The organism is Candidatus Liberibacter americanus str. Sao Paulo (assembly GCF_000496595.1).
Taxonomy (GTDB): Bacteria; Pseudomonadota; Alphaproteobacteria; order Rhizobiales; family Rhizobiaceae; genus Liberibacter; species Liberibacter americanus.
The window spans coordinates 741,445-760,255 of record NC_022793.1 but is presented as its reverse complement, the minus strand read 5'-3'; the positions used below and the strand labels follow the sequence as shown (position 1 = coordinate 760,255).

Genomic DNA, 18,811 nt, shown 5'->3' with positions numbered 1-18,811 from the left:
CGACCATTCATTTAATTGAGATTATCGAAGATTTGCTAAACAAATGGAGCTAAAAACATGAGACTTACTAAGATAGAAAAGTGGAGATTAGTATTTAATACTTTTGCAATTTGTATGATTATTGGGATGATTATTTGGTGGAAATATAGGTAAATAAAATGACCGAAGTTGTTAAAAGGGATATTAGTACCGCTATATGGTTAACATCTAAAGTTCGAATGTTAGCGGAGAGAAAATTAAGAAGATTAAATACCATTTTGTGTCTATTGATGCTTTATTATTCTTTCGCCTCTTTGGCTGTGCATCTTTTCAGCAGGTTTATTGTTTCTTTTTATCAAGCTGAGATTGGGGCTTTATTTGCGGTAATTAGCTTGTTTTTAAACTTCATGCCTTTAAGTTGGAGACCCGATATTATCGCTGATAAATATCGTGAATGTTATTTAGAACTGGAAAGATTAAATAGTTCTTCTGAATATAGTAAAATTGATCTTTACCATGAAATTTTAGCTAAATACCCTAATCACAGTGATACCGATTACAAAGATTTTATGGTTGAACAACGGTTTTATGGACGAGATATAACAGATTCATCAGGATTTTCTATAAAGACATCTTTATTTATTATGATATCATATTGGGTACGTAAAATCATATATATCTTGATGATAGCCGTAGCTTTTGGAATTCCTATTACGTACTTTTTATGGGTTTGTAGATGAGTTAACTACAACATAAAATGACGGTATGTGATATAGTTTTTAATGGCTAGACAGCTTTAAGAGTATAGTTATTGTAGAAGCAGATATTGATAATATAGTTGTTAATAATATGCCCATAAACCACTTAGTTTGGTTGTTTATAGCATCTTTAAGCTCTATCTTAACATTGGCTATATCTTGTTTAACATTGGCTATATCTTGTTTCAATTCTGTTCTGACGTTATTGATATCTTGTTTCAATTCTGTTTTAACGTTATTGATATCTTGTTTCAATTCTGTTCTGACGTTGGCAAGATCTGCTTTAGTTGCAAGATGTGGTAACGTTGTTTCCAATTTCGCAAATCGGATTTCAATACTTTGCTTTTGTACTTTTTGTTTCATTGCTGTATCTGTCATACCAAAAATTATATGCTATTTATACAAAAGAGTCAAAAGATTAAATCACCTAAGTTTAACAACGTTATCAAGTTCACCCGCAGTTACATCTCTAATTTTAAGACCTTTGATTATAGTAACTTTTCGTCTACTAGCACCTTTACCCGTGTTAATTCTGTCTGTTATGAAGTCTTTTTGTACAAGCTGCTTAGTAAGAGTTCCCGTTTTAACTGATAAACGGGCTTTTTCTTCTTCTCTAAGATATTTATTATAGCTTTCAGCCAAATTGGGAGTTGTCTCATACAATCCATCCCCTATTTCACAATAATCCTCCAGCCATTTTTGGATGGTATCTAGTTCATATCTTTCTTCTTTTGCCGCTTTTATGCATATTTCTGGGATATCTAACTGGTGATTTCTAGATAAATAATCTTGTACACCACCCAAAAACCACCGTTTAGCGTCCAGTGCATAATCTGCTAATTTGCTCTCTAGTGTCGGATCTATAGAATCAATGCGTTTCTTGAACGGTATTATAATAAGACGTTCCCAGATACTGTTATCTATACTACGAATAAACAAGGGTTTATTAGTGACAATAAACGGGGTAAAACTGGCTCTTTTACGTATTATTACATTAGAAAATAATAACCTAGCGGCTATCGTATCACCTCCCGTAATAGCTTTAACTACCGCCTCATTTAACGGTGCGTATTCATTTGTTTCATTCACAACAGCAATACGAGAACCAAAAGCACTTATGATACTAGGGCTAGGTGTACCTGTATCACCCTCATAAGCACTAGTGATATCTTTAAATTGTATAGTAGAGATATATTGTTCACCAAATGCATGTTCTAATAGTTTTATTAAAGTACTTTTGCCACTTCTACCAACACCTAGTAAATTAACTATCTTATGTGCTTCGTTATTACCTAATAATGCCATACCTACAACTCGTGCAAAAAAGTCCATAACTTCTTTAGTTTCAAAGTACCCAGATATAAGGTTGATAAATGCCTCAGATGGTTTACCAGTTGCAAAAGGTGTATTAGTTGATTTGGTAATATATAGTTCTTTTGTTATTTTGGCTTGTTCACCTGTTTCCAAGTCCAATATACCGTTGGTTTCACCCATATATTGGTTGTTGGCGTCGAATTTATCAGAAGTTATATGTAGTACGTCGTGTTGTCCTTCTTGTGCTTGAAGAAGTTTAGCAGTTGAGTTTGCTTTAGAATGTTCTTCGGCTTTACTTTGTTTATAGGCTTTAAGATACAAAGACCTAGGATTAGTTATATCTCCGTTATCATCCTCGTATTCTGTGCATAAATCGAGGTTATCATATTTCATACCTACTAGGAATTTTGATATATAACCAGTTATAGCTCCTTGTACTTTTTTCCATATGCACCCGTGTTTTTCATACCATTCTTCTTTATCAATTGCATAACGGAGTTTTTTAGAGTAAAAAAGGGTAAACATCGCTTTGTTGTATGCGTCACTGAAACGAGTAGCTTTTAAAGCGTTAGGTATCAGGTGGCCATGCTTATAAAATAAGGAGTCAAAAGTACTACGTTTCTTCGTATCATCTCCTATTTCCTCAAAGTCAAACGTATCCCATTTGTAATTGAAGTTATCCTCATCATAGGTATGACCTTGTTTACTCCATGCTTTAGCTATTGCTTTGCCTTTATCAGACCCTCTTGTTTCGTGGTGAACAGCCATAACAACAGGTATCCATACATCATGTGAACCGTTATAAAAACTCTCACCAAAAAATGATAAGAAAGCTTTAATTTCTCTATTGGTGTATTGTCTGTTATTATTGCTTTTCCATTTATCTGTGTTTGCCTCTACCTTTTTCTTCTTTTCTGGGAACAAGTCGACATAATGGGCGAATACCTCTTGTAACTTTTCCTCAGTGAGAAGCGGTAGCTCGTCATATTCTATATCCCTTAGTTCTTCTGACCATATATAAGGTTCTCGTGTATCTGGGTGTATATGATAAGCGACGAACTGCTGACCTACTCCCAGCATTTCCAGACGTTCAACTTTGCTAATAACCGCCGTTTTCTTCTTAATACCACTTCGTTCCATCCTAAAAGGTATTAAAAACTTAGGTGCTTTACCTATTCTAATTACTGGTTTTTTAAAATATAGTTCGAAATTATCGATAACTTCATCGGCGGTTTTCTGATGTTCACAGTCGCAATCTAGCCCGTATACAGGCTTATCTCCTATTCCTGTTAAAATCCCAAATCCGCCTTCTTTATAGCAGTCTATATCTTCAACAGATAATCTGAGATTCTGCCAACCTTGTATTGCTGGGTATTTTTTACCCAAAGGAATAGGTACAACATGATAGCCTTTTTCAGCTAGTTGTTTAGCGTGATTATCGAAAGATTGAACAACTGTCATACTTCCCTCATATATACCTTTGCGTGATTTTTCTTCAATTCAGCTATTTTCATCTCAAGTGCTATTTCTTCAGATTTTGTATAAGGCAATGGCTCTACGAGTGGTTCAATTCTTTGATTTTCTCTTGGTTGTTTAGACGCCGTTGTCTTGGATATGCTTTTACTTTCCCAGGGTTGTTTAGAAGCCATTGTCTATGGCGTTCTTTTACTTTCTCTGGGTTGTTTAGACGATATTGTCTTTGATATTCTTTTACTTTCTCTGGGTTGTTTAGATAATATCGTCGGCTTTTTTCTTTGGCTTTCTCTGGGTTATTTAGACACCATTGTCTTTGATATTCTGTGATTTTATCTATGTTGTTTAGATAATATTGTCTTCGATATGCTTTTGCTTTCTCTGGATTTTTTAGACGCCATTGTCTTTGATATTCGTTATTAATCCGTTTGTTCTCTTCATCTGATATTGTTATTGGCATGCTTCACAATCCTCCTCATTGGACAAATTGCTAACAGCATCAGATGAGATAACCCTTTTATCTATTATTAATTTAATAGTCTCTTTTAACTGCGTTAAATGCTCCAAAACAGCGTCTTTAGCTTCTAATTCTATGTGTCTTAACGTGTCTTTAGATAAGTTTGAGCCTAGTTTAAGACGGATGAAGAGCATATCTTCCTGTGCTTCGTTAATAGTACGTGTGTAAACCTTAAACAGCGGTTGTCCATTTGACATAAGTAATTTCCTTATAAGTTGTAATGATTGTTTCCCTTTGTATCAGATCGGGTTTGAAGTGTCTATAATATTATTTATCAATAAAATATTATTTATAGGCTTGACTTATATATTTTATTGATACAATATACTACCAACAACATACGAAACTACTTAAGTTTCCAATGTGATAAGACGAAAAGGGAGAGATAACCATGGGCAAAGTCAGCCAACACTACATGGAACAAATAGAAAACAACTACGATTTCAATAGTCTCAATAATCCCAGATATGGCATTGAGCCAGAACCTGATTATGCAGGGGAGATTATAGACTATTTAAAGAAGATTCCCAAGATGTCCGCGGATCTTATGCTTCATAGGGATATAGAAGTTAAAAAGGAGATTTTATCTCTTCTTTATCATAGGCTTGATCATCTCAAGTGTTTAGTTAGTAAGCACTCTAGTCGTTTATCGGAAGAGATAAAGAAACGGGAAGAATTTTATTATCAAGTCAGGTCTATTTCTATTTAAGGATACCCGTAAGGGTTTGGGCGGGTTGTCTCCTTTTATCCCGCCCTATTTTGAATTTGCACAGGAGGTACGATGTTAATAACGGTAAAAAACACATTGAGCCAAGCGGTTAAAGACAAGAATCGTTCTCTGCTTTTAGAGATATTACATTTAGTTACTGATGGTTTACTAAAGGTTGAGGATGCCAATGAAGCGGTTGAGATTAAACCTATTGTAGACCGTTCAACTTTAGAACGTAGTGTCAGGGAATTAGCCAAAAAATACATTATATCTAATGGAGAACGAGGCAATTATCTTTTTACTAAAAGTATTCTTGAGCCTATTTGTGGCAGATATAAGACGATTAAAGACCTTACTGATACAGAGTTAGAACGAATTAATATCAAGTTATCGGAGGTGGATAATGACTAAAGCACATGCTGTGTTATCGCCCTCCTCTGCGCATCGTTGGTCAGCTTGTTCGGCATCTATTGCTATGGAGTCTAAATATCCTGATACATCAAGTGTTTACGCACAAGAAGGTACTGTTGCACATAGTATTTTAGAAGAATGCCTAAAAAACAATTGTGATGCAAAAGAATTTAAAGGGCAAAAGCGGGTTATTGAGGATAGCACTTTCGAGGTTAATTCTGAGATGGTTAGTTCTGTTCAATTGTGCCTTGATTACGTCCGTTCTTTTGACGGTTCTATAACTACAGAGACGACATTTTCATTAGAGGCAGTAACAGGTGAGACAAGCGGTCAAGGAACAGTTGATGTTGTTATTGACTGCGGTGATGTTTGGCACATTGTAGATCTAAAATATGGTGCTGGCGTTGCGGTTGAAGCTCAAGATAACCAACAATTGATCCTTTATGCATTAGGGGTTTTAGACGCTTGGAGTACTTTTTGTGGCGAGCCTTCAAAAGTTGTTTTAACGATAGTTCAACCCAGGGTTCGCGGTCAAGATCCTATTAAAACATGGGAGGTAACACCCGATGAATTACATAAAAGACAAAAATTGTTTTTTGAGAGCGGACAAGAGGCATTAGCTATCAAGAAATCTAACGTTATTCCGTATACTGCTTATCAACCGAGTGAAAAAGTCTGTCGTTTTTGTAAAGCAAAAGCTCGTTGTCCCGCATTAGCTAGAACTGCAGTTCTTGCTACTAATCAACCTTTGAACAACTACGAATTATCAAAAGCTTTAGACACATTACCATTAGTGGAAATGTATATTAAAGCGGTTAGGCATGAGGCTTTTAGAGCGTTAAATGCGGGAGAAACAATACCTGATTACACATTGAAAGAAGGGAGGAAAGGCAACAGAACATATAGGGATGAACAGGAGGCAAAGGAGTTATTAGGGCGATTATTTGGCGATAAGGCTTTTAGGAATGTTCTTATATCTCCTGCTGAAATGGACAAATTAGTCCGCGTTGAAGATCTTAGCGATGAAGATAGATCAAAGCTTGAACAGCTTGTTATCAGGCCTGAAGGGAAGCAACAAGTAACAAGATATGAAACAGAAAACTTAAAAATAGCGAACATATCCGAGTTTAATAAAGTAGCATAAGGAGAGTATATCATGTCAAATGTTGTTAGGGTTCAAATAAAAGGTAGATTGTCGTATCCTTCGTTATTCCAACCTAAGGAATCAAAATTCAAGAAAGAGCCGATGTATAGTGCTGATATTTTGTTTTCTAAGAAAGACAAAGAGCAGTTTAAGATATTAGATGATGCGAGACGACAAGCGGGACAAAACAAGTTTCCCAATCGTGATTACTCTTGGGTATTGAGGGAGGCTGAACGCAGTCAATCGTTGTTGATTAAAGACGGCGATGCAAAGCTTGATCGTTCTAATGACCCAGATAAATACAGGGAAGCATACGAGGGAAAATGGTATATCACTGCAACAAATAGCCAACAACCTACTATAGTAGATCAACACGCTTATCGGCTAACAGAGGATACAGGACTATTTTACGCAGGATGTCATGTTGTCGCACTTCTCAATATCGGTTGTTATGACTTTGAGAACACAAAAAGAGGGTTCACTAATACCTTACGTGGAATTCAATTCATCAAGGATGATACCCCATGGCAAGGGAAACGTACTGCTGATATAGGCGAGTTTCAACCTCAAGAGGTAACGGAAAACGCTGATGTTTCTTGGGCGGATTGATGTCATATTTGTTTTTAGACATTGAGACACGAAGTCCTTTAAAACTTCAGAAAGTGGGAACTTATGCATATGCTGAGTCAGCGGAAATTCTGCTATTGGCATATGCTATAGGTAACCAAGTTGTTCAAGTGTGGGATTTGACTATTGATAAGATTATGCCTGTTGAGTTAGAGCGGGCATTTTCTGACCCTACTGTTTGCTGTGTAGCTCATAACAGTTCTTTTGAACGGGTGTGTCTTAAGTTGTGTTTAGAGGTTGATATCCCAGTTCATCGCTGGAAATGCACGATGGTTGCTTCTCGTATAGCTGGGTTACCTGCGTCGTTAGAAGCTGTATGCCAAGTGCTAAAACTGCCCGAAGAATATAGCAAAATGGCTGTTGAGGGCAAGAAGCTTATTCGTAGATATTGTTATGGTGAATTAGGCTTAGTTAAAAAGGATGATTTTTGGGGGTTATTCAAGGAATATTGCCTAAAAGACGTTGAGGCATGTAGGGAGATTTTTAGGAGGTTACCCTCTGTTATAAATTCTGAGATGTCATTATGGGTTTTAGATCAGATAATTAACGATAGAGGATATCAGATAGATTTAACTTTGGCTAATAACGCAGATCAATATGTGAAAACGGCTAATAGACAACTAGATGCGGAAACTCGTAAACTTACTGATAATCAAGTGTGTTCATCACGTTGTGTAAGTTCTTTACTTGAGTGGTTATCAGAAAATGAACAAGTTGTTTTAGCTGACTTGAAGGAGAGTACTATTGAACAAGTTTTAAGTAATAGTACTTTAAGCCAACGTGCCATTTGTGTATTAAGGAACAGGTCTGAGGCATCACGTTCTGCTCCACGTAAATATCAAGCACTAATTGATGCTGTGTCATCAGACGGAAGATTACGAGGCACTTTGCAGTTTTACGGTGCAAGTCGTACTGGACGTTGGGCTGGTAGATTGTTTCAACCCCAGAATTTACCACGTCCTAAAAGTTCCACTGCAGAAATTGAGCAAGCAATAGATAATTTCATATCTTCAAGAACTGTTAAAGACCCGATTAAATTAGCCAGTGATTGTATCCGTTCAACTATTATAGCATCTCCAAATAAAAAGCTTATTGTTGCGGATTTATCAGGTATTGAAGCCCGAGTTTTAGCGTGGATTGCGGGTGAGCAATGGAAGTTAGATGCTTTTATTCGAGGCGATGATATCTACAAATTGGCTTATGCTAAAGCGTTTAATATCCCATATGGGACAGTTAGTAAGTCTCAACGTTCTATTGGTAAAGTTATGGAGTTAGCACTAGGCTATCAAGGCGGGGCTAAAGCGTTTTTATCCATGGCATCCACCATAGGCTTGGATTTGCAACAGATGGCGGAACAAGTTAAATCCACAGCGTCAATTGACGATTGGGAACAGGCTGAAAATAGTGCAATTTGGATGCGAGAAAATCACCCAAAAAACAGCATTGATAACTTCTTGATAGGTACGGCTTGCGAACTACTAAAAGGAGCTTGGAGGAAAAAGCATCCAAACGTAGTATCTCTTTGGGAGAGAATGCAAAAAGCTTTTAGAGAGATTTTAAATTGTGAGCGAAACGTAGTATTAAGCATCAACCACTTATTAAAACTTAGAAGAACGAATAACACAATCCAGTTAGAACTACCATCATCTCGGCATTTATCATATGTTGACGTGCGAGATACAAACGGTGAACTTAGCTATTTAAGTACAATACAAGCTGGATTTAGAGAAAAGACTTACGGGGGCAAGTTAGTAGAAAACGTTGTACAGGCTATAAGTCGAGATATTTTAGTTAACGGCATGTGGAATGCTTCATTGATGGGTTATGACATAGTTTTAAGTGTACATGATGAAATCGTATCTGAAACCCATGATATTCCTAATTATAATGCAAACGAACTTTGTTCGTTAATGGCAGAAGTACCTTTTTGGGCTAATGGTTTACCACTCAAAGCTGAGGGTTATGAGGCTTTGAGGTATCGCAAATGATTAAAGAGTCTGTATTAGAGCAACGATTGGTTAAAGGTGCTAAAAACCTTGATTGTTTTGTCCGTAAAATACAGTTCATAAGCCACAATGGTTGTCCTGATAGACTACTTATCACACCTACTGGATATCTTTTTTGGGTGGAAATGAAAACCGCTAAAGGCAGATTATCAACAGCACAAAGGCGGGAATTGGAGTTATTACAACGTTACGGACAACGTATTTATGTTCTCACCTCTGTTGGAGAAATAGACGGTTTTTTGGAGATGTTAAAATGTTACTTAACTTAGCTCCGCATCAAAACAAAATGGTAGATTGGATATTGACACATAGACGATGTGCGTTATGGGCATCTATGGGTTCTGGCAAAACTGCTAGTGTGTTGTTTGCGTTATCTGTTATTAGGATTACCGATCCCAGTCCTACTCTTGTTATCGCTCCTTTAAGGGTTGCTTCTTTAGTTTGGGGTGAAGAAGTAAAACGCTGGTCGGCTTTTTCCGATATGAGAGTATCTACTATTATCGGCAGTGAAAAACAACGTATAAAAGCTCTTAATACTCCTGCAGAAATATACACAATTAATTTCGAAAATCTCCCTTGGTTGATAAAATACCATTTTAAAACTTGGCGGTTTGCAACAATAGTCGTTGACGAAAGTACAAGGCTTAAATCTTTTAGAACCCATCAAGGAACCAAACAAACCAGAGCCTTAGGCAAAGTAGCTTTTAGCAAAGTAGAACGCTTTATTGAATTAACGGGCACACCATCCCCTAATGGCTTAATTGATTTATGGGGTCAGCTTTGGTTTTTAGATAAAGGTGAGAGGTTAGGTAGAGTTTATCGGGTATTTACATCCCGTTGGTTTAATAGTGTACAAGTAGGTTCACATGTAGGAGCAGTTAAACATATCGCACATGACACTTCACAGAAAGAAATAGAGGATAAATTATCCGATTGCTGTTTGTCGTTAAATATCGCTGATTATCAGGATATTGATAAACCGATTAAATCTGTACACAGGATAGAGTTACCTAAAAAAGCTTTAGCACTATATCAAAGGTTTCAAAAAGAGATGTTCTGTGAAATTCAGGAATCAACTATTGAGGCTTTCAACCCAGCTTCTAAAACCGTCAAATGTCTTCAATTAGCCAATGGTGCTTTTTACGTTGATGAAAATAAAAACTGGCAAGAAGTGCATGACGTCAAAATCAAGATGTTAGAATCTATAGTAAGTGAAGCGAACGGATCTCCTATTTTAGTTGCTTATCATTTTAATAGTGATTTATCCAGATTACAAAAAGCCTTTCCTTTTGCGAGAAAATTAGATCAAAACCCGCAAACGGTTATAGACTGGAATAACGGTGATATATCCCTACTCCTTGCTCATCCTGCCTCCTGCGGTCACGGGTTAAATCTACAATACGGAGGGAATATCCTAGTGTTTTTTTCCCTGTGGTGGGACTTAGAACAACACCTACAAATCATCGAACGTATCGGCAATACAAGACAGAAACAAGCGGGATTAAATCGGGCGGTTTTTATCCATTATTTAATCGCCCGAAACACCATTGATGAAATCGTTTTAAAGAGGTTACAAACCAAAGCCAGCATACAAGATTTGTTATTAGAAGCTCTGAAACAGGAAACAAAATGATGAACTATGAATATAACTACACAATACATGATATCGGCTTACATGCTCGTACGGAGGAGATAACCACCCTGTTATCCATAAAATAGGATATTAATATGCCATTTATATTTGTGTTAATAGGAGCTTCAGGCGTTGGCAAAACCACTTTAGCTAAAGCCGTTATTAAATGTTCTGGAAATCTCATCATGCCTGTTGGTGTAACCACTCGTAAACCTCGAATTGGTGAGAAACAAGGGGCAGATTATCAATTTATCTCTCATGAAACATTCAAGCAATGGCAACAAGAACAGTTATTTATTGAAACCGCAGTTTATCGAAATGAACAATACGGATTGCTCAAAAGCGACATACTTGAGACATTAGACAATGGATTTGACATCTTAACCATCCTAACACAGGAAGGCTTACAGATCTTTGAAAAGCTCTTTGGCAAACAAATAGTTTCTATATTCATATCTCCTCCTCATGAACAAGAGTTACAGCGAAGAAGACTTAAAAGAGGATATATACAAGAGGTTAAAGGGGAAAATGACATATTCGGAATGAACAGAGCTTATCACTTCAAAATTACCAATGATCATCTCGGTATCACCTGCCAACAAATAATCCGTATTAGGAAAATGGTTAAGGAAAAATTAAACAAATGACTAAATCTTCTGTATTAAAAGATGAATTACATGTATTGAAATAAATAATTAATTGTCTTACATAGTATAAGTTAAGAAGTAGTTCAATTATTAAATCAGGAGCTGTAAATGAATAGAATGCTAAAAATATCCGCTTTATTTATCTTTAGTATTGCAACACCAAATTATATTCTAGCTGGAAATTGCTGTAGCATACCAGATACTAGAGATCAAGTAGAAGGCAATACTTCACCCGTACAAATTACTGAAAATGCAACAGAGCATCAATCTGATTCAAATCTAGAAACAGATACCCCAAATACTGATATTACTCAAGAAGGAATAGATGTAAATTTTGAACTTAATCCAGGCTATGATGGCCCAACATTAGTAAATTGGGATTCTGAATCTGATACTACATTAGATTCTATTCCGCCTTTTCCTTATAACTTGCCAGAAGAGACGACGAATATCGACAATATTAATCTTTCAAGCTCAGGTGTCACATTTCCATCAGATGAAAATATTAATAATCCAAGGTGATATGCTATAGAATTTAAACAAAATAACATCGTAAAATCAATGACTTATAGTCCCTACCTCCTATTCAATGAGCCATTGATTCTACTTGGTTTTTCCGATTGCAATCCCGCGCCTTTTGAAGTATACTGCAGTAGGTTAAAAGCAGGTATAAAGAATGACAAACAAACCCGAAAAGACAATATCTACAATTCACCTTTAGAATGCAGAGTGATATTACTTGAATATGCTTATGAAAGCCTTGAGAAGAAAGTTGATAAACTTTCCAATAGATGGATGCTCGTTTTGAAAAGGTTGATGCTCGTTTTGAACAAGTATTTAAAGAAATAGGAAATGTTCGTATCGAAATGCGGGATATGATATGGAAAATACCTGCATTATTGGCTGTTATCATGACCGTAGTTGGAGGAATAGCTAAAGGCTTTCACTGGATTTAACCCCCCAACAACAACTCCGCCTCAATAGCTCTTCTAGCAACTAAACCCTTTAATCTCTTTCCTCCTCCGTAAACCCATCGCCTACATTCTTGAGAGGCTTCCTCCCATTGACCCGAGTTAACACATCTACGTAACGTGCTGTTTTTATATCTTGTTGTGCCAAGATTAAAGACGAAGTCTCCGATGGCTGACAAACAATTGTCGTTAGAAGACAAAAGCGATGGAGATAATTTGATAGTTACATTAAGATGTCTCCTTATATCATAGTTTAGAAGATTTTCCGCTTGTTCTTGAGTAATAACTAAACCATCATAAACATCACATCCAGTATGGCCATAACCTATAGTCCAAACCCCAGCTGAACAACGATAGGCTTTTAATCTAAGACCTTCAAATTGTTTTATTAGAGATATTAAAAGTTGTGGAATAGTAATCATTTTAACTAATTAAACTTTAAATTGTTGACTCATTGTTTATTGGTTATTACAAATAAATAATGTAAAAAAATTATTGACCAAATAATATCTGAATTAAGATTATATAAAAGCAGAGTTATCACAAATAAAACTTTTCTAGTTATAAATGTGCAACCTAATAAATAATTTTTATTCAACAATAAATAAATTAATAATATACAGAAATAACTATTCTTTTATTTTAAGTTTTTCTTTTAGCATTCCCTGCACAATACTAGGATTAGCTTTTCCACCCGTAGATTTCATTACTTGACCAACGAACCAACCCAACAAATTTGGCTTGTTAACAATTCTTTCGACTTTATCTGGATTAGAATTAATAACTTCATCAACAGCATTAGAAATAGCAGAAATATCTGTAATTTGATGCAAGCTAAGTTTTTCTACAATCTCTTTTGGAGATCCGCCCTTATCCAATAATATATTAAAAACATCTTTTGCTATTTTACCTGATATAGTTTTATCAACGATCAAATCAATTAATCCGCCTAATTGATCAATTGAAATAGGAGTATCTTCTATGCTTTTTCCTAATTTATTTAATGCTCCTAAAAGATCATTAATTATCCAATTGGCAGCAATTTTTTTATCACGATTAACGGATAGTTTTTCGAAATAATCTGCAATTGATTTATCTGAAACTAAAATAGAAGCATCATATAAAGAAATACCAAATTCAGAAATAAAACGATCTTTCTTCGCATCTGGCAATTCAGGAAGTTGACATCTGATTTCATTAATAAAATCCTCGTCAATTTCTACAGGAAGCAAATCAGGATCTGCAAAATAACGATAATCATGAGCACATTCTTTATTACGCATAGGACGAGTCTCATTTTTTACAGGATCAAATAACCTAGTTTCTTGCCCAACGATATGTCCATCTTCAATAAGAGCAATCTGACGACGTGCTTCATATTCTATAGCCTGCCCTAAAAAGCGAATAGAATTAACATTCTTAATCTCACATCGTGTACCAAAATTATCTCCAGGACGACAAACAGAAACGTTAACATCGGCACGAATTGAACCTTCTTCCATATTACCATCACATGTTCCTAAATAACGTAATATACTTCGTAATTTAGTTAAAAAAGCTTTGGCTTCTGCAGAAGAACGCATGTCTGGCTTACTCACTATTTCCATCAAAGCTATACCTGAACGATTAAGATCAATACAAGAATATGAAGAATACTTATCATGGATTGATTTGCCAGCATCTTGTTCTAGATGAATACGCTCAATTCCTACTTCTATCATTTCAAACTGACCTTTTTTATCTGGGCCAATTGAAACATATACTTTTCCTTCACCTATAATTGGCTCATTATGCTGTGAAATTTGATATCCTTGAGGAAGATCTGGATAAAAATAGTTTTTCCGTGCAAAAACAGAATACTTGTTAATCTGAGCATTTAAACCAAGGCCAGTCATAACAACTTGTCTAACACATTGACTGTTCAATATTGGTAACATGCCAGGCATCGCTGCATCAAAAAAACTAACTTGTGTATTAGGATCAGATCCAAAATCAACCGATGCACCAGAAAACAACTTTGATGCAACTGATAACTGTGCATGAACTTCCATACCAATGACAACTTGCCAATCACCTGTATCACCAGATATTAAAGATCTTGATCTGGAAGAATTAGTATTAAGTAAAACCATAACAAACCTTTATAATTATAATTATCTCAGACTATATTTAAAAATACACAACTTAAATCATATGACTATTAAAAATAGCATATCTAAATAAATATTAATGAAGAAATTTATTTCATCAAAATAACTTTTTAAATAAAAGATAAAAATGACAGAAACTACCACCATTTTGAAGGTCTAAAACATCCTGCTTCTTTTTCAAGCACAGATCCAACACTATAAATTACATCTTCACGAAATGGTTGCCCAATCAACTGTAATCCAAGCGGCATTTTTTTGTCACATAAAGAAGCCGGAATAGATATAGCAGGCAATCCAGACATATTAACAGCGACAGTAAAAACATCATTATAAACATTTTCCATAGAACCAGAATTATGTTCTTTTTTACCCAAAGGAAATGCTGATGTTGGTGTGGTAGGAGTCAGAATTACATCTACGCTTTTCTTAAATACACTATCAAAATCGCGTTTTATAAGTGTACGAATTTTACGAGCCTTAAGATAATGAGAATCATGACAATCGGCAGAAAGAACATAAGTTCCAATCATAATACGATGTTTGACCTCTTTGCCAAATCCAATAGAACGTGTTTTCTCATACATATCCTCTATATCTTGAGCTGGTATACGTAAACCATAACGAACACCATCATATCTAGCAAGATTAGATGAAGCCTCTGCTGGTGCAATAATATAATATGAAGGAAGAGCATATTTAGTGTGCGGAAGTGATATATCAACAATCTTTGCTCCAGCATCTTTTAGCCAATCAATCCCATTATCCCATGCTTTCTCCATTTCAGGAGATAAATCACCAATACGGTATTCTATAGGTATACCTACTGTTATATCCTTTATAGACTTGCCAATCGCCGCTTCATAGTCTGGAACTGGCAAAGTAACACATGTTGAATCACGATAATCATGTCCTGCTATAGATTTCAATAAAATTGCAGAATCTCTTACAGTACGAGATATTATTCCAGCTTGATCTAAAGATGGAGCAAAAGAAATAATACCCAAACGAGAACACCTACCATATGTAGGCTTGATCCCAACAGTTCCAGTAAAAGCTGCCGGCTGACGAACTGATCCACCTGTATCTGTTCCTAAAGAAGCTGCACATAAAAAACTAGCAACGGCTGCTGATGATCCTCCGGAAGAGCCTCCAGCTGTAAAGTTATCAGTAGAGTTAATAGCCCTCCAAGGATTGATTACATCTCCATAGTAGGAATTCTCATTAGAAGATCCCATTGCAAACTCATCCATATTAAGTTTGCCGAGCATTATAGCTCCATTATCCCATAATTTTTGTGTTACCGTAGATTCATAATCCGGCCTAAAACCATCTAAAATATAACTGCAAGCCTGTGTATGAACACCTTTAGTCGCAAAGCAATCTTTTATACCTATTGCAATTCCTTCCAAATCTCTTGCATTACCATTCATAATTCTTTTGTCAGATTCCTTAGCAGCTTCACGTGCTTTATCTGATAATACTTCCACATATGCATTAATTTTTGGATTAGAACTATCAATAGCTTCAATATATGCATCAATCAGTTCAACAGCAGAAATCTTTTTTTGTCTTAATAGATCTCTAGTTTCTGATATATTCATAAGATTTAATTCAGACATACCAATAAGCTTTCTATATAAAATTATTTAATTAGGTCATTAAATTATCTAAAATTATTCCACAGTTTTTGGAACAAGAAAAAAATTTTTATCAGCATGAGGTGCATTAGATAAAATAGAATCAACTATTCCTCCATCATCTACGATATCAGAACGTTGTTTCATTTCAATTGGAATAACAGATGTCATAGGTTCCACACCTTCAACATTAACTTCTGCAATTTCATCTAAAAAAATCAAAGTACTATTAAGACGAGATAAAAGACATGAAATATCATCTTCATCTATAGCAATACAAGAAAGACGAGCAATACGCTTAACATCTACAATATCCATTGACATATTATATTCCCCCATATAGTTTTTTCGTATTACAAAATAGATAAATGATCATCTATGACGTTATAATTATTATATTCCATCTTTGTATTAAAATATCAATTTATCGGTAATAAAATGTAATTTTTACAAACGATCATGCTAATTATACTAAAATACCCTAATATTTAAAAATAAAACACTAAAACTATTACCATATATTGAAGATATCATTTGCATATAAAAATTACCCCCTCCTCTACTAAAATAAAGGTAAATATAAAATCACGTATATTGATTGATTTTTTAATATAAAAATATATACAATAATATACATTTAACTTATTTTGTATATTTCTAGCAAACGATTAGAAAAGAAAGATCTATCCAAATGTCAATAATGCTTGTTGAAGATTTGGTCAAGTCTCTTCAACCAAATCAACAAATCGCATCAATTGATTTAGGAACAAAAAAAATTGGTATTGCAATTTCTGATCTTGGAAGAAGATTTGCAAATCCTCGTCCATTTATAATCAGAAAAAAAATTGCACAAACGGCAGCAGATTTACTGGATTTTGCTCAAAAAGAAAACGTCTCAGCTTTTGTAATTGGAATGCCCTTCAACATGAATGGATCAGAAGGGCCGCGCGCACAGTCTACGCGTGCTTTTGTTAATAATATAATTGATATAATTAATTTACCTTTTATTTTTTGGGATGAAAGACTTACTACAGTATCAGCTAATAACCTCCTAATTGATATGAATGTATCAAGAAAAAAAAGAGCTAAAAAAGTCGATTCAATCGCTGCAAGCCTTATCTTGCAAGAAGTACTAGACAGAATAGCCATAATTAAAGAATAATACATGATATCCTATGTCATTAAGATGAATTTTATTTATAATTATGGTATAAATACAAAATAAATAATTAAAATCAATGACTTACATAGCCCTAACCCTGATTATGGACATCATTTATTCTACTTAGTTTTTCTTATTGCGCCCCCGCACCTTTTGAAGTAAGTGTATTTGAAAAATTATGATAAATTACAAGTAAACCAAAAAAATATAACAACTACAATTCGCCTTTAGAATGTAAAGTGATATTACTTGAACATGGGTATGAACGACTTGAGAAGAAAATTGATAAACTTTCTGATAATATTAATGCAAGTTTTGAAAAGGTTGATAGTCGTTTTGAAACCATTATCGATAAAATGGACAAGGAATCTATAAAGGGTTGATGCTCGTTTTGATCAGGCATTTAAAAAAATAGGCAATGTTCGTGTATAAATGCGAGATATGATATGGAAAACACCCCGCATTATTGACTGTTATCATGACAATTATAGGCGGAATATCTCTAAAGGCTTTCACTGTATTTAATCCTTCAATAACAACTCCGCTTCAATAGCTCTTCTAGCCACTAAACCTTTCAACTTCTTACCCCCTACGTAAAACAATCGGTTACATTCCTTTGATGCTTCTTCCCATTGATTCATGTTAACAAATCTACGCAAAGTGATGTTCTTATACCTTGTTATGCCAAGCTTAAAGACTAAGTCTCCGATGGATGACAAACGATTTTCGCCAAAAGACAAAAGCGATGGAGATAATTTGATAGCTTCAAGAAGATGTCTCCTTGTATCATAATGTAGAAGGTTTCATGCTTGTTCTTGAGGAATAACTAAACCCTCATAAACATCACATCCAGTGTGCCCATAACCTATAGTCCAAACTCCAACTGAACAACGATAGGCTTTTAGTCTAAGACCTTCAAATTGTTTTATTAGAGATATTAAAAGTGGTGGAATAGTAATCATTTTAACCAATTAAACCTTAAATTGTTGACTCAAATAAGTGTATTATGTTAATTGATGCAATCTTATGTTGAGTTTATTGTATTGGATTATGTTATGAGGCGTATACTATCATTAGGATTGGGTTTTTGGTTCTTCTTGTTTGCAGGGGGGATATATCCAGCTGTCGCATATAGAACTAATTATTGCCATGGATACGCGAAAAATGGTCGTTGTAAGAATGTACACGTGAGAGGATACTATAGAAGAAATGGAACTTATGTTAAAAGCTATTACCGTTCTTCGCCAAAAAGGTCATTTGATTATTCTAATTATCGTTCGTCATGGATCAACTGATAATCATTATTATTAATTATCTACTTGGTTTATCATTGGCTTTGTATGCTTTTAAATGTTTAAATCAACTTCTAAAGAGTATTTGTTATAAATATGTTAAGTATGAAACTAAATTTTTTATATCCAACCTTATTACTTGGTTCATTGCTTAATCTATACCTTTGGTGTCCACAAAAACAATATTTTGGAACGGGAGGGATACTATAAGTACTACGAACTTTTCGGAATATTTCTTCTCATTTTTTGTTTATTAGGTTTCTACTTCGGATATATGATTATTACATCCGATCAATGCAAAAAGTATATGCAATAATATTCCCATAAAATAAAAGAACCGTTTTTTAGAATCTTTTTATTCTTTTGTATATGTATAATCAT

23 protein-coding genes and 1 pseudogene are annotated in these 18,811 nt (G+C 34.8%); 14 read left to right on the top strand and 10 right to left on the bottom strand.

Features of this window, described 5'->3' with window-relative positions; genetic code table 11:
- Positions 1 to 158: 158 nt before the first annotated feature.
- Positions 159 to 719 carry an SLATT domain-containing protein gene (locus LAM_RS03215; protein WP_007557601.1) on the top strand — a complete coding sequence of 187 codons (561 nt, stop codon included), beginning with the start codon at positions 159 to 161 and terminating at the stop codon, positions 717 to 719.
- Positions 720 to 758: 39 nt separating this feature from the next.
- Here the strand turns inward: LAM_RS03215 and LAM_RS03210 are convergent, their stop codons facing one another.
- From LAM_RS03210 to LAM_RS03195, 4 genes are all read right to left on the bottom strand, one after another.
- On the bottom strand, positions 759 to 1,115 hold the full coding sequence (locus LAM_RS03210) for a hypothetical protein (RefSeq protein WP_007557603.1): 357 nt from the start codon (positions 1,113 to 1,115) through the stop codon (positions 759 to 761).
- A 45-nt stretch (positions 1,116 to 1,160) separates the two neighbouring features.
- Positions 1,161 to 3,512: a phage/plasmid primase, P4 family gene (locus LAM_RS03205; RefSeq protein ID WP_007557605.1), complete on the bottom strand. Its 2,352-nt coding sequence runs from the start codon at positions 3,510 to 3,512 to the stop codon at positions 1,161 to 1,163.
- A 94-nt stretch (positions 3,513 to 3,606) separates the two neighbouring features.
- The gene (locus LAM_RS03200; RefSeq protein WP_023466321.1) at positions 3,607 to 3,984 is read right to left on the bottom strand and encodes a hypothetical protein; all 378 of its coding nucleotides are present in this window, start codon (positions 3,982 to 3,984) and stop codon (positions 3,607 to 3,609) included.
- Positions 3,975 to 4,238, bottom strand: a complete 264-nt coding sequence (locus LAM_RS03195; RefSeq protein ID WP_007557608.1) for a hypothetical protein — start codon at positions 4,236 to 4,238, stop codon at positions 3,975 to 3,977. The genes LAM_RS03200 and LAM_RS03195 overlap by 10 nt, the downstream gene beginning before the upstream one ends.
- A gap of 194 nt (positions 4,239 to 4,432) precedes the next feature.
- Here LAM_RS03195 and LAM_RS03190 point away from each other — a divergent pair, with 194 nt between their 5' ends.
- The 7 genes from LAM_RS03190 to LAM_RS03160 all read left to right on the top strand — a co-directional run bounded on the left by LAM_RS03190 (position 4,433) and on the right by LAM_RS03160 (position 10,571).
- Positions 4,433 to 4,750 (top strand): hypothetical protein, encoded by a 318-nt coding sequence (locus tag LAM_RS03190; protein ID WP_023466320.1) that lies wholly within the window; start codon positions 4,433 to 4,435, stop codon positions 4,748 to 4,750.
- Positions 4,751 to 4,822: 72 nt separating this feature from the next.
- The gene (locus LAM_RS03185) at positions 4,823 to 5,161 is read left to right on the top strand and encodes a hypothetical protein (RefSeq protein ID WP_023466319.1); all 339 of its coding nucleotides are present in this window, start codon (positions 4,823 to 4,825) and stop codon (positions 5,159 to 5,161) included.
- Positions 5,154 to 6,305, top strand: coding sequence for a DUF2800 domain-containing protein (locus LAM_RS03180; RefSeq protein ID WP_023466317.1), 1,152 nt, complete (start codon positions 5,154 to 5,156; stop codon positions 6,303 to 6,305). Before LAM_RS03185 ends, LAM_RS03180 begins: the two co-directional genes overlap by 8 nt.
- A 12-nt stretch (positions 6,306 to 6,317) precedes the next feature.
- Positions 6,318 to 6,914, top strand: coding sequence for an ssDNA-binding protein (locus LAM_RS03175; protein ID WP_007557620.1), 597 nt, complete (start codon positions 6,318 to 6,320; stop codon positions 6,912 to 6,914).
- Entirely contained in the window at positions 6,914 to 8,920 is a 2,007-nt protein-coding gene (locus LAM_RS03170; protein ID WP_007557619.1) for a DNA polymerase, read from the top strand. The genes LAM_RS03175 and LAM_RS03170 overlap by 1 nt, the downstream gene beginning before the upstream one ends.
- Complete coding sequence (locus LAM_RS03165) at positions 8,917 to 9,207, top strand: VRR-NUC domain-containing protein (protein ID WP_007557618.1); 291 nt, start codon at positions 8,917 to 8,919, stop codon at positions 9,205 to 9,207. Before LAM_RS03170 ends, LAM_RS03165 begins: the two co-directional genes overlap by 4 nt.
- Positions 9,192 to 10,571, top strand: a complete 1,380-nt coding sequence (locus LAM_RS03160) for a DEAD/DEAH box helicase (RefSeq protein ID WP_007557617.1) — start codon at positions 9,192 to 9,194, stop codon at positions 10,569 to 10,571. Before LAM_RS03165 ends, LAM_RS03160 begins: the two co-directional genes overlap by 16 nt.
- A 16-nt stretch (positions 10,572 to 10,587) precedes the next feature.
- On the opposite strand, the gene LAM_RS05535 is transcribed toward LAM_RS03160, so the two are convergent.
- Positions 10,588 to 10,776: a hypothetical protein gene (locus LAM_RS05535; RefSeq protein ID WP_244432433.1), complete on the bottom strand. Its 189-nt coding sequence runs from the start codon at positions 10,774 to 10,776 to the stop codon at positions 10,588 to 10,590.
- Between LAM_RS05535 and LAM_RS03155 the strand changes: the two genes are divergently transcribed.
- The 3 genes from LAM_RS03155 to LAM_RS05390 all read left to right on the top strand — a co-directional run bounded on the left by LAM_RS03155 (position 10,688) and on the right by LAM_RS05390 (position 12,174).
- Entirely contained in the window at positions 10,688 to 11,218 is a 531-nt protein-coding gene (locus LAM_RS03155; protein WP_244432430.1) for a nucleoside/nucleotide kinase family protein, read from the top strand. The genes LAM_RS05535 and LAM_RS03155 overlap by 89 nt on opposite strands.
- 108 nt (positions 11,219 to 11,326) lie before the next feature.
- Positions 11,327 to 11,740, top strand: a complete 414-nt coding sequence (locus LAM_RS03150) for a hypothetical protein (protein ID WP_007557489.1) — start codon at positions 11,327 to 11,329, stop codon at positions 11,738 to 11,740.
- 269 nt (positions 11,741 to 12,009) lie between these two features.
- Positions 12,010 to 12,174: a hypothetical protein gene (locus tag LAM_RS05390; protein WP_023466313.1), complete on the top strand. Its 165-nt coding sequence runs from the start codon at positions 12,010 to 12,012 to the stop codon at positions 12,172 to 12,174.
- Here LAM_RS05390 and LAM_RS03145 read toward each other — a convergent pair.
- From LAM_RS03145 to gatC, 4 genes are all read right to left on the bottom strand, one after another.
- Positions 12,171 to 12,611 (bottom strand): lysozyme, encoded by a 441-nt coding sequence (locus LAM_RS03145; protein WP_007557487.1) that lies wholly within the window; start codon positions 12,609 to 12,611, stop codon positions 12,171 to 12,173. The genes LAM_RS05390 and LAM_RS03145 overlap by 4 nt on opposite strands.
- Positions 12,612 to 12,818: 207 nt before the next feature.
- Positions 12,819 to 14,321, bottom strand: a complete 1,503-nt coding sequence (gatB, locus tag LAM_RS03140; RefSeq protein ID WP_007557486.1) for an Asp-tRNA(Asn)/Glu-tRNA(Gln) amidotransferase subunit GatB — start codon at positions 14,319 to 14,321, stop codon at positions 12,819 to 12,821.
- A 155-nt stretch (positions 14,322 to 14,476) separates the two neighbouring features.
- Positions 14,477 to 15,958, bottom strand: coding sequence for an Asp-tRNA(Asn)/Glu-tRNA(Gln) amidotransferase subunit GatA (gene gatA, locus LAM_RS03135; protein ID WP_007557485.1), 1,482 nt, complete (start codon positions 15,956 to 15,958; stop codon positions 14,477 to 14,479).
- Positions 15,959 to 16,012: 54 nt separating this feature from the next.
- A complete protein-coding gene (gene gatC, locus LAM_RS03130; protein WP_007557484.1) occupies positions 16,013 to 16,300 on the bottom strand; it encodes an Asp-tRNA(Asn)/Glu-tRNA(Gln) amidotransferase subunit GatC in 288 nt (95 codons plus the stop codon).
- A 367-nt stretch (positions 16,301 to 16,667) separates the two neighbouring features.
- Between gatC and ruvX the strand changes: the two genes are divergently transcribed.
- Positions 16,668 to 17,138: a Holliday junction resolvase RuvX gene (ruvX, locus tag LAM_RS03125; protein WP_007557483.1), complete on the top strand. Its 471-nt coding sequence runs from the start codon at positions 16,668 to 16,670 to the stop codon at positions 17,136 to 17,138.
- A gap of 239 nt (positions 17,139 to 17,377) precedes the next feature.
- Positions 17,378 to 17,521, top strand: a complete 144-nt coding sequence (locus LAM_RS05385; protein WP_187287989.1) for a hypothetical protein — start codon at positions 17,378 to 17,380, stop codon at positions 17,519 to 17,521.
- A 138-nt stretch (positions 17,522 to 17,659) separates the two neighbouring features.
- On the opposite strand, the pseudogene LAM_RS05630 reads toward LAM_RS05385, so the two are convergent.
- Positions 17,660 to 18,100, bottom strand: a pseudogene (locus LAM_RS05630) (lysozyme).
- A 51-nt stretch (positions 18,101 to 18,151) separates the two neighbouring features.
- Here LAM_RS05630 and LAM_RS05300 point away from each other — a divergent pair.
- Complete coding sequence (locus tag LAM_RS05300; protein ID WP_144079405.1) at positions 18,152 to 18,433, top strand: hypothetical protein; 282 nt, start codon at positions 18,152 to 18,154, stop codon at positions 18,431 to 18,433.
- Positions 18,434 to 18,811 lie beyond the last annotated feature (378 nt).